This is a genomic window from Bradyrhizobium sp. Ken51 (assembly GCF_055807435.1).
Genome location: NZ_JBVVPB010000070.1, coordinates 1 through 9,996 on the forward strand (window position 1 = coordinate 1; position 9,996 = coordinate 9,996).

The following is a 9,996-nucleotide window of genomic DNA, read 5'->3' on the forward strand; positions in this document are numbered from 1 at the left end:
GCCTCGATCGGCCCCTGCCGTTGCATCGAAGGCAGCACCATCTGGCGGACCTTGGCCAGCACCTTCTCGTCCGACCAGGCCGCGACACCGATAAAGTGCAGCAACGACTGGTGCTGCGCCGCCGTTCGCGCCGGGGCCGTCTTCGCCGCCATCGGCTCCACGCTCTTGCGCTCGCCCGGCAGAATTAGCCCGGTACAATAATCCCGCAACGGACCAATCCGGTCAGCGTGGCCGATCTCGCTCCCAAGTCCCTCGACATACGCCGAAAATCGTACTTCGGCCCTCGCTTCAACCTGACGATCCACATCAGCACCTCGCGCGCCAATTCTGAATCTTCTCAAATAATTGATTCTCGAATTCGAAGCGCGCGACCTTTTGACTCAGTACGACTAATCGGCGCCACATGACCAGTGCTGCACCAAAATATTGCGTCAGAGCCAATATTGCAGGCCGAATGACAATCTCGGCGACGATGAAGGACAGCGTTACCACTGTTGAGGGTTTCCTCGGCCCCAAGGCTCAGCTGTCTGGCGCTGGCACGATGACGGAGTTTGGACAGCGCTTCGGGAGGCGCTTGGGGACACGTTCGGCAAGATTGTCGCCCGAGCACGTGATCCCATCACCAAAACCAACAAAGAAATTCAACAGCGCCGCGACGCGATGAAGATCAAGGCTGTCGATGAAAGCAACCAATGGCGGAAATGCGGCGCCAAGAGATACGTGCATATTTGCGCAGCCTCGATCCCATGGCCCTGCAAACGTTGCGCTCACAACCAAGAGTGCAATGCTGCTTGAAGCAATACTGGGCCGAGCCCGAACTGAGCGACTTCACGGGCCGCCTTGCTGATGTAGCCGAGAAAGTCGCAGCCGGTTCTTCGAATTGCACTACAGCGCAGAGATTGCTGACCTTAGTGAGATGGAAGCGGTGGTTGCCGAAGCGGACGCCGGGGTGCAGGTAGCGCGAAGCAGTTTGCAAAGCCCCCCGACATGCATGACCGCGAGGTTAATGCGCTCATGTCGCCGATAGAGCGAAGGGGTGGCGCGTCATGGTTGTTAAAAATCACGCAAGGGAATGGCGCCGAGTTGATTCAGGTGGTCGAGGTCGGCGAGGACGGCAAGGCAAGTTACCGCGAGGCCAAGTCCTCAGACATTTCTGAAGGCGCTTATTTCAAGGATAATCGCCGAATATCGCGCCGCCCGCGCGGCTTAGTTTGAGAGAAAGCGAAACCACAAATGTCCGACCCGACGGGAGCTTGATTTAGGATGTCGAGCGTCCGCTTGATAGGATCGCTCGCAAATAGATCAAAGCCCGCTCCATCGCTTTTGGCTGGGGGCCTTGGAGGAGCGATGGAGCGGGGTCAGGGGCTTCGATCGGCAGCACGAAGACGACACGACCGAGATATCCTCGACACATTCCATTTGCGACTGTGATTCTGGCTTGTTGACGGCCGATGCATGGCGCTTGTGGGGATGAAAAGCAGGCATGCTTCCAAAACAATCGCGAGTAGTACTGATCTCGCGCCCGACGCAGGTTCGTCCTTACATAGCGGAATCTCGTTCGCACCCGCGGCGGGCCGATGCAGTGAGCGCAGATTGCCTAATAGGACACTTTGCAGGCTTTCCCGGGGGCGACCCGCCACCTCAAGCGCGGGACAGCAAGTCGCGTGAGGAAATCGCACTGTCAGCTTGTCACCCAATAACGTGTACGATACCGCAACTCGGTCGACGTGTGTACCCACAGCTCCAGTGCCGGTCATATGCCTCTCACACGCTGTTTGCCAATCTTCGTGGATGACCTAAGAATTTATTCGGGGGGAGCTTAAAGAAAATCCCGCAGTCGCGAGAGTTCAACAAGATGATCACGTTGCAAGACCTCGGTTACCCACGGTGGCTGGGGTCTTGTGTGGATCTCGTAGAGGTGGCGTTGGGCCTCGGGCTTGGCCATAAACTCCCGCATACATTCGTCCAACGTGCCGTTACGGATCAGGTAGGGAACGCCGCCCCAGGCTTTAGGGACGCGCTCATTATTGATGGACGGCCATTTTCGCAAGGACGCAGGCGCGGTGAAGTCAATGTTGTTATCAAACACGCTTCGACTTTTTGCTCTTCTTCGCAGCCTTCTTTGACGGGCTCTTAGCCGACTCTTTCGGAGCGATTTTCTTCATCGCTTTCTTGCCTGTCTTCTTGGACGCCTTCTTCGCCGGGGGCACTGCCTTCTTAGTCTTTGAAGCTGCGATCGTCTTGCTCGCCCTTTCGGGCGCGCGCTTCTTCTTCCGGGAGACGATCGGCGGCGGCACAGCTGCAGCGTCGGTCGCTTCAGGAATATAGACCTGCTCGTTGGTGGTCCCGACAACCGCTTTGGGATCGGGCTTGAAGGCTTCCGCCGTCGCTGCCGAAGCACCCTCCGCAAGCTCCTTCACCGTGTCCGAAAACCCATCAACTATCGACTTTTTAGCCATCCCGTCCTCCCCTGAGTCGCTGGGAGGATACCTCATTTTGCGTTCAACCTCATTATTCCGAAGAGATTTCGCCGCGCACGCGCTCGGCGCAAGGATTAATTACCCAAACAAAGCCGCGCTGGCATACTGGCACTACGATGCCGGCATAAGGCACGGAGGCGAAGCTGTCCCAATCCATCATAAGGGAGTTTCCAGACGGGTTCAGCGAAACGAAGTGCGCAGAACTCGCCTCACAGGCTGGCTCTTCCCGTTCAGACCGCCCTGACGTCAATTCATAAGCGCTTCCAATGCCGGCCATGGGGTGGGCCTTCGCGCCGGTGTCTCATCAGAAACCTTTTTAAAGCGGGCTTCAGTCACTGCCGCCTTTTGCGTTGAGCGCGCATTCATCGAGCGGTCCCGTCGGGAGATGATCCGCCTCCACGGTGCGGACTGGCATTCGGCGGAGAACCGACAGCTCGACTCATGAACGTCACCCGTCGCACGCTCGTCGTTTTCACCATCCGATTGTCTGACCCGAAGCACGGGGGGGCCGAAAGCGACGAGCTCGAGATCGTGCGGCAGATCGGAACGTGGTGATGAGTGGCTGCTATATGGGCCCTTCCCGCTATTCGGTACTTTCATCGCCAGGCCGTATCCTAGGTTCCATGACGGCGCCCTTGAACACATCGCAACAACATGAGGAGCACCGGCATGCTTCCAGCGAGGGCAGCTTGTTGAGCCAACCGGGTTGCTGGGGTGATCAGAACCAGGAATCCATCAGGTGAACAACCTGGGAGCCCGCCGTATAAAACGCTTCCTGCGCTGCACGAAAGCGCTGGGCTTCAACAGCAGTGACCGGCAACGGCAGGTCGTTGTCCGCGATCTGCCCCAGTACGTACGAAGCCAAAACACTGCCAAACACAGTGCCTGGTGCGATTCCGCGGCCGTTATAGCCACTGAAACCGATGACGTTGCGGTCCAGCTTGTGAAGCCGGGGCAAGTTGTCCGAGGTCATTCCAATCATGCCAAACCAGCCCGTTTCAAACTGGACGCCCCGAAGTCCTGGAAAAAGCTTGTGCAACGATCTTTGGGCCCAAGCGCGGTGAATAGATCGCCCAATCCCCTCAAGCGCACCAACACTGCCAAACACGAGTCGCCCGGAGCGATCGAGGCGAAATGAAGAGAGGACTTCTCGAGTGTCCCACACACCCTGCCGCTCAGGCAGGATCGACTTTCTCAGATCATCGGGCAGAGAGGGCGTGGCAAAGTTGAAATAGGGCAGTTGAATCTGTTCCCGCCGTACCTCAGACCAAAGTCCTTTGCTATAAGCGTCCGTCGCGACGACCACCCAGTCGGCCTCTACAGATCCCTTTTCGGTGCCGACTCTCCAGCGGAAACCATTCTGTTGCGCCATGACGGCCTCACTATGCGTAAATATCCTGGCTCCCATCGCAAGCGCGGCCCGCGCTAACCCTCGCACATAAGCCAATGGCTGTATGGTGCCAGCTCGTTTATCGAGCAGCGCGCCGGTGTAGTCGCCACCGCCTACTTTGCTGCGTGTTGCCTCCGCGTTTAGCACCAAGACGGGCGCTCCACGCTTCTGCCACTGTTCGGCACGGGCCTCAACCTCCTCCAAGCCCTTACGTCCGACCGCACAATGCAAGGTGCCGGCACGTTCGACTTCACATTCGATGTGGTGCTTTTCGATGAGCTCGAATACCGTCTGCGGTCCGCGGCCGAGCTGTTCAAGTAACCGTTCTCCAAAAGGCGCGCGGAGCGCGGCCGGAAGCGCCTCAGGCATGAGCCACATGCCCGCATTCACGAGCCCGACGTTCCGCCCGGACCCGCCGAATCCTATTTCAGACGCCTCCAAAAGCGCGACACGCGCTCCACCTTCAGCGAGATGAAGGGCCGCCGACAGCCCGGTATATCCGCCGCCAATCACGACGATATCCGCTGCAATTTCATCGGTAAGTGGAGCAGTTGGTGGCGCTGGTGGCGCAGTCAGCACCCACAGTCCGTGTGATCGCCGATTGTTTCGCATCCGCCAATCCTCTTACAAGTAGCTTCTTGATCGACCCGAGGTCCAGCAGCAATCGTGAATACCGGTGGCGGACCTCTCTAGATCCAAAACTGACGTGCCAGCGCCACCCTGCCAGGCAAATCGCAGGCCAAAAGGACAGTTCGTCATCACCCCGGAGATGGGGCCGAGCTTCTAAGTTGTTGATCTGTTGAGGGCACGCGCAGCACCCACGCGGCGGTGCGCCGGAGCTCCGACTGCGCGAACAAAGCCAAAGCCCATCGGCGCTTGCTCTGGAACGCGCGTTTGTGCGAGACAATGGGTCCTCAAAGGGCAGTAAGGGGAGCACACCGTGACAGCCTCTCTTGATGGCGAAATTCGCGGCGGCCGCCATCATATGCAGGTCCGGGTCTATTTCGAAGATACCGACTCCGGCCAGATTGTTTATCACGCAAATTTCTTGCGCTTCATGGAACGCGGCAGAACAAACTACTTGCGCTTGCTCGGAACGAATCAGCAAGCATTACTCAAAGAAGCCAAGAACGATGCGCCCGGTCTTGCCTTCGTTGTGCGCTCGATGACAATCGATTTTCTAAGACCGGCGGTCTTGGATGACATTCTTGACGTCGTCACAGTCCCGCAAGAGGTGAGGGGCGCGTCGATTGCCTTGCTGCAGGAATGCAGGCGCGGCGACGATCTCCTCGTCGCAGCACGTGTACGGGTAGCGTTTATCTCAGCTGGAAAGGCGCAGCGCATCCCGAAGTCGCTGCGGCTCGCTATGGAGGGGCATAGATAAATCTGCCGCCTCATTCACGCCTCTGCCTTGCAGCGCGCCAACGAAATCAAGTCAACATGGCGGCATAAGTTAAAGCAAATGGGCTGCGGCCCGGCGGCTCAATTGCACAGTCCAAAGTTGGATGAACCAGAAGCCCGCGAAGAACGAATACAAATCGGACTTCATCGGCTGCTTTGGTCACAGCGGACAGCGAAACCTACGTCAAGGATGACGGGCCGATTGGCGACTGGCGCGGCTATAGGGGCGTCTATGGAACGGAGATTTTGTCGGCGCGCCACCGCAAGTTAGAGCTCGACGAGCCAAGCGGGTGTTCGACAGCACGATGGCTCAGTTCGCCAAGTTTTGAGCTTCGTCGTATCGCCTGTGAGCCGCCGGTCCCCCGCGTCGGGCAGTTTTGTTCTTGATTCTCGATCCGCTTGAGAGATCCCGTCTGGCTTGTTGAGTGAATCTCAATCGATCAGTGAGCGCAGCAGGAGAGTGATGAACAAGACGGTATCCAGGCTCGCGCAGGCAGTTGCGGCATTCCCGATCGCGCGACGGTCATGATTGGCGGTTTCGGAGGCGCGGGCGCTTCGGTCGAGCTGATCCATGCGCTTCTCGTGCGATTCGATGCGTCGGGGCGCCCCAAGCACCTCACACCAGTGAACAACAATGACGGCAACGGTCATGTCGGTCTCGCGGCATTGATAGAGCATGCGGCAGTAATTCGCGCGCGTTTCTCCAGAAAGTACCACGCCCTCAGATCGAAACTCGTTCCTCAGGGCACATTGGCCGAGCGCATTCCCGCCGGCCGCAGAATTCGAGGGCCAAATGTATTTGTAGGAGTGCTGGCTCAAGGCGGATTTTGCCCGATTAAGGCGGAGACCGCTGTCGGGAAACCCTGCAAGGCCCGATTCGATTGCGGCGATCTCCTCCTCGAGCTGCTGATTGACCGGCTGCAATCGAAGCCGTCAATCGCCTTGAGATCGACGGCCAGTGGTCGGCGATGCTTGCGCAGGTCTTCTAAAGCCGCCGATCTCTTAGCGGCGCGTATCCTTCCACAATCAATTCGACCGCAGCCGACACGGCATCCAATAGATGAATTCGGAAAATCAGACGCTCCGTCGTTCAAAACGCTGTGGTCAAAGTCTCGGAACCAGAGCGAAAATCGGCCCCGAGCGACATGGGGCTATCGGGGGCGGGGCGTGCATTCCAGCGTGCCACCGTCGGTGATCGGCACACCCATATCCGCTAGCCATTTCGGGCTGCGCCCATGATCAAAGACCCTCTCGTGGTCGTTGCCGGTTCCGCGGTTCTCTGTCAGCATCGAACCACTCCAGCATCGAACCGCTCCTGCCGAGGCGAATCCCTTTCGGCCGAGGGTGTGTTCCCGGGCAGCTAGCGCGGAGCGGGAATTCCGAATTGCCAGGGCAAGACTTGTGCGCGTGTTCTTGGGCGGCATTCGGCTCATGGGCAAGACACGACTCTCCCGCATTGCAGTCATCCGGGCTGGACCTTTAGCTCAACAAAAAAGGTACGGTTGGGGATCACCGGCGCATCAAAAGACACGTAGACAGATCTATAGCTTGCTATTTGGTCTAAGAAAAGATACGTTTACGTGTCTCTCGAGAGCCAAAAGATATGAAAACAGATCACGCGAGAAAACAGATCATGGAGCGGGACTCAGAAGCGACCCACCAGCTAGGACGGCTCCTCCGTGACGCGAGGAAACAAGCGGGCCTGACTCAACAGCAGGTGGCCCAACGCGCAGGCATTTCCAGGCCACGTTACCGGGATATCGAACAAGGCGACGCTGCTGCGCGGGCGAACACGCTTATCAACGTCGCGCGCGCGCTCGGCATGGAGTTGATGCTGATCCCACAAGCAATGGCCCCTGGCGTCAACGCTCTGCTTCGCCCTTCCGACGACGAAGACCGACCGGCATTCACAACCGACACGGATGATGATGATTACCCAGGTCCGCGCCCCTAATACCATCCAGTCGCTCGACGTGCTTCTTCAAGATCTCAAGGTCGGAACGGTTGTGCGTACGCCAGGCGATTTCAACGCCTTCAGTCTCGACCCAGCCTATCGAGCCATGGAAAGGCCTCCGATCTTGAGCCTCTCGTTGCGCTCCGTCCATGGTGGCCTCCGTAAGGACCCGAAGCCTGTAGCGCACATGCTGCCGGCGTTCTTCGCAAACATGTTGCCCGAGGACAAGCTCCGCGAGGCGATGGAAAAACATCATGCGGGAGTCGTGAGGCAGGGAAACGACTTTGATCTATTGGCGGCGCTCGGCGCGGACTTGCCAGGCGCGGTCCGCGTCCTACCGAGCGACGGCGGCACTACGATAGCGGCTCGAGAAAATCCAGGCGAGATCAAAGCTCGGTTTTCCTTGGCGGGAGTTCAGATGAAGCTGTCTGTGACGAAGAACACGGGCAAGGGGGGCGGCCTGACTTTGCCAATCGGCGACGAGCAAGGTCAGTACATCGCGAAATTTCCTTCGACCAATCTGATAGGATTGTCGGAAAACGAGTTCGCGATCTTGGCGTTATCCGAGGCCCTCGGAATGGATGTACCGGAACGCGAGCTTGTAGAAAAATCCGATTTCGAGGGAATACCCGAAGAGTTCAACACCCTGTCGACCGGCAAGGTCCTGCTGGTGAAGCGTTTCGACCGAGCACCCGCAGGCCGCCGAATTCACATCGAAGACTTCGCTCAAATCTTCGGCCGCCAGCCATCCAAAAAATACGATGACGCTTCGTACCACGACATCGCCTCCGCGCTGAATGTGGCGGTATCGACAGGAGCCGCACTAGAATTTGTTCGTCGACTAGCCCTTGCCGCGCTTGTCGGCAACGGCGACATGCACTTGAAGAATTGGTCCACGATATACCCGGGCGACGGTTGCACGCCGGCGATCGCCCCCGTGTACGACGTCCTATCGACCACCGCATATTTTCCAAAGGACAATATGGCCCTGTCGTTGGGAGGAGAGAAATCGTTCAAGGGTCTTACGCCGGACCGTTGGCGAAAGTTTGCCAATCGGGCGCGGCTGCCCGAACCGGCGGTCATCTCGGCCGTCGAGGAAGTCGTTTCGTCCGCGAACGATCATTGGTGGAATCTCCCGGAGCGGGATGTCGTTCCGACCGCCGTCATCGAGAAGATCGATGCCAAAATCAGGGAGATGAGCTTGGTTCTAGATCCCGGGGACCCTCCGAAGTCTTTGCCTAACGCTTGAAGGGGGGCGCGAAATCGCTACAATTTGATACGTTTCCGCGAAGAGCGGCCTCGGCTCGTTTTAGTAGCGCAAAAAATCTGTTGCTCCAACCATCGGCTCAGGTCCCAAGGATGTTGAGGAAGAATCGAACGGGCATGCCGTCGGGATCGCCGGCGGCTCGTTGCTCATCCCTAGCTGGGCGCGCTTGCCTGGGCTGCAACACAAGCGAAATAGCTGCCCTGAGATCGTCAGGCGAGCCAAGATGACATGTAGGCAGCTTGTGCGCTGTCCACGAATCAATTCCGCAAAATAGCAAATCACAAAAACCGCCTCAGGCTTGCCATACGCCTACTCCGCTGAATCGGCGGCCGCTAGTTCGCTCATTTTTGCGCCATCTACGCTCACGGCATGTAGCACTGGCAGACACTTGGGAATGATCTGCAACGCAGAACCTAACGCAGCGTCCGGTTCACGCATTTCTTTCGGCACGAATGTTGTGACGCAGCTACAGCAATTCGCGCGCACGTTGTTAAGACGCACGAGGCTCGGGGCACTCAAGACATGAGAGTAGAAATGAAGAACTTCTTGCTTACGACTGTGAGCATTGTGGCGCTTGGCGCAATTGCGTCCGCATCCGGTGCAGACCTGGCTGCGCAGCCCGTCCAACCTCTCTACTCCAAAGCTCCGCAGCCTGTCGTGGCTGCAATTTACGACTGGAGCGGCCTCTACGTCGGTGTGAACGGCGGCTTGGGCTCAAGCTCGAATTGCTGGGACTACAATGGTCGCACCCCTGAGGGCTGTCATGATGCGACCGGCATTACCGTCGGCGGGCAGATCGGCTATCGATGGCAGATCGGCCAGATCGTGCTGGGCGTTGAAGGTCAGGGGAACTGGGCTGATCTGAGCGGATCCAACGTCAGCATTGCGTTCGGCGATGTCGACCAGAGCAAGATTGATGCGTTCGGTACGATGACTGGGCAGATCGGTTATGCGCTCGACACCGTACTGTTTTACGCCAAGGGCGGCGTCGCAGTGGCGAGCAACACGTATCGAGTCAACTCCGCAGTCACGGGCGCGCAGTTGGCGGGCGCTGATAGCAGCCCTTGGGGTGCTACTGTGGGCGCCGGGATCGAAGTCGGTTTCGCGCCGAACTGGTCGGTAAGCGTCGAGTACGACCACTTGTTCATGCGGGATGCCGACGTGAACTTTGTCGTGGCTGCTGGTTCGCTGGGCGCCGACCGCATCCGCCAGGATTTCGATCTTGTGACTGCGCGGCTCAACTATAAGTTCGGCGGCCCGATTCTGCTCAAATATTGATCTGAAGTCGGACTGGTGAATCGAAGGCCCCGGCTAGACCGGGGCCTTTCAGGCATCGCGCGTGCGACGCGACTGGCGGGTGACCGGAAGTCAGGAAGAGTTAGCCAGACCGCGGCGAGTTCATCTTCTGAGCTGAACTTTAAGTCGAAAAAGGACAGCGAGCATGTTCGTTTCATTCTTCCCTCGACCAAAGTTGTTCTTTGCGTCGTCAATTCTTTGGACGGCG

Annotated in this window: 11 protein-coding genes; 6 read left to right on the top strand and 5 right to left on the bottom strand. The window is 58.0% G+C overall.

Features of this window, described 5'->3' with window-relative positions; translation table 11 throughout:
- Both AC0L27_RS40170 and AC0L27_RS40175 read right to left on the bottom strand, forming a co-directional pair.
- The coding region (locus tag AC0L27_RS40170) for a transposase (protein ID WP_473323543.1) at positions 1-305 on the bottom strand (305 nt) is incomplete at its 3' end.
- Positions 306-519: 214 nt separating this feature from the next.
- The gene (locus AC0L27_RS40175; RefSeq protein WP_473323545.1) at positions 520-726 is read right to left on the bottom strand and encodes a hypothetical protein; all 207 of its coding nucleotides are present in this window, start codon (positions 724-726) and stop codon (positions 520-522) included.
- A 261-nt stretch (positions 727-987) separates the two neighbouring features.
- Here AC0L27_RS40175 and AC0L27_RS40180 point away from each other — a divergent pair, with 261 nt between their 5' ends.
- Positions 988-1,215 carry a hypothetical protein gene (locus tag AC0L27_RS40180; protein WP_473323546.1) on the top strand — a complete coding sequence of 76 codons (228 nt, stop codon included), beginning with the start codon at positions 988-990 and terminating at the stop codon, positions 1,213-1,215.
- A 604-nt stretch (positions 1,216-1,819) separates the two neighbouring features.
- Here AC0L27_RS40180 and AC0L27_RS40185 read toward each other — a convergent pair.
- The 3 genes from AC0L27_RS40185 to AC0L27_RS40195 all read right to left on the bottom strand — a co-directional run bounded on the left by AC0L27_RS40185 (position 1,820) and on the right by AC0L27_RS40195 (position 4,482).
- On the bottom strand, positions 1,820-2,089 hold the full coding sequence (locus tag AC0L27_RS40185) for a hypothetical protein (protein WP_473323549.1): 270 nt from the start codon (positions 2,087-2,089) through the stop codon (positions 1,820-1,822).
- On the bottom strand, positions 2,082-2,495 hold the full coding sequence (locus AC0L27_RS40190; RefSeq protein WP_473323552.1) for a hypothetical protein: 414 nt from the start codon (positions 2,493-2,495) through the stop codon (positions 2,082-2,084). Before AC0L27_RS40190 ends, AC0L27_RS40185 begins: the two co-directional genes overlap by 8 nt.
- A gap of 703 nt (positions 2,496-3,198) precedes the next feature.
- Positions 3,199-4,482 carry an NAD(P)/FAD-dependent oxidoreductase gene (locus tag AC0L27_RS40195; RefSeq protein ID WP_473323554.1) on the bottom strand — a complete coding sequence of 428 codons (1,284 nt, stop codon included), beginning with the start codon at positions 4,480-4,482 and terminating at the stop codon, positions 3,199-3,201.
- Positions 4,483-4,810: 328 nt separating this feature from the next.
- Here AC0L27_RS40195 and ybgC point away from each other — a divergent pair, with 328 nt between their 5' ends.
- From ybgC to AC0L27_RS40220, 5 genes are all read left to right on the top strand, one after another.
- Complete coding sequence (gene ybgC, locus AC0L27_RS40200) at positions 4,811-5,254, top strand: tol-pal system-associated acyl-CoA thioesterase (RefSeq protein ID WP_473323556.1); 444 nt, start codon at positions 4,811-4,813, stop codon at positions 5,252-5,254.
- A 542-nt stretch (positions 5,255-5,796) separates the two neighbouring features.
- A complete protein-coding gene (locus AC0L27_RS40205; RefSeq protein WP_473323558.1) occupies positions 5,797-6,510 on the top strand; it encodes a sugar phosphate isomerase family in 714 nt (237 codons plus the stop codon).
- A gap of 394 nt (positions 6,511-6,904) precedes the next feature.
- Positions 6,905-7,225, top strand: a complete 321-nt coding sequence (locus AC0L27_RS40210) for a helix-turn-helix domain-containing protein (RefSeq protein ID WP_473323564.1) — start codon at positions 6,905-6,907, stop codon at positions 7,223-7,225.
- Complete coding sequence (locus AC0L27_RS40215; protein ID WP_473323559.1) at positions 7,194-8,474, top strand: type II toxin-antitoxin system HipA family toxin; 1,281 nt, start codon at positions 7,194-7,196, stop codon at positions 8,472-8,474. The genes AC0L27_RS40210 and AC0L27_RS40215 overlap by 32 nt, the downstream gene beginning before the upstream one ends.
- A gap of 552 nt (positions 8,475-9,026) precedes the next feature.
- A complete protein-coding gene (locus AC0L27_RS40220; protein ID WP_473323561.1) occupies positions 9,027-9,770 on the top strand; it encodes an outer membrane protein in 744 nt (247 codons plus the stop codon).
- The last annotated feature ends 226 nt before the right edge of the window (positions 9,771-9,996 follow it).

What these genes read in the sequence shown, in the direction of transcription:
- AC0L27_RS40195 (WP_473323554.1), bottom strand. Translation starts at nt 4,482, where the DNA reads ATGCGAAACAATCGGCGATCACACGGACTGTGGGTGCTGACTGCGCCA.
- AC0L27_RS40215 (WP_473323559.1), top strand. Translation starts at nt 7,194, where the DNA reads ATGATGATGATTACCCAGGTCCGCGCCCCTAATACCATCCAGTCGCTC.
- AC0L27_RS40205 (WP_473323558.1), top strand. Translation starts at nt 5,797, where the DNA reads ATGATTGGCGGTTTCGGAGGCGCGGGCGCTTCGGTCGAGCTGATCCAT.
- AC0L27_RS40220 (WP_473323561.1), top strand. Translation starts at nt 9,027, where the DNA reads ATGAAGAACTTCTTGCTTACGACTGTGAGCATTGTGGCGCTTGGCGCA.
- AC0L27_RS40175 (WP_473323545.1), bottom strand. Translation starts at nt 726, where the DNA reads ATGCACGTATCTCTTGGCGCCGCATTTCCGCCATTGGTTGCTTTCATC.
- AC0L27_RS40210 (WP_473323564.1), top strand. Translation starts at nt 6,905, where the DNA reads ATGGAGCGGGACTCAGAAGCGACCCACCAGCTAGGACGGCTCCTCCGT.
- AC0L27_RS40180 (WP_473323546.1), top strand. Translation starts at nt 988, where the DNA reads ATGCATGACCGCGAGGTTAATGCGCTCATGTCGCCGATAGAGCGAAGG.
- AC0L27_RS40190 (WP_473323552.1), bottom strand. Translation starts at nt 2,495, where the DNA reads ATGAGGTATCCTCCCAGCGACTCAGGGGAGGACGGGATGGCTAAAAAG.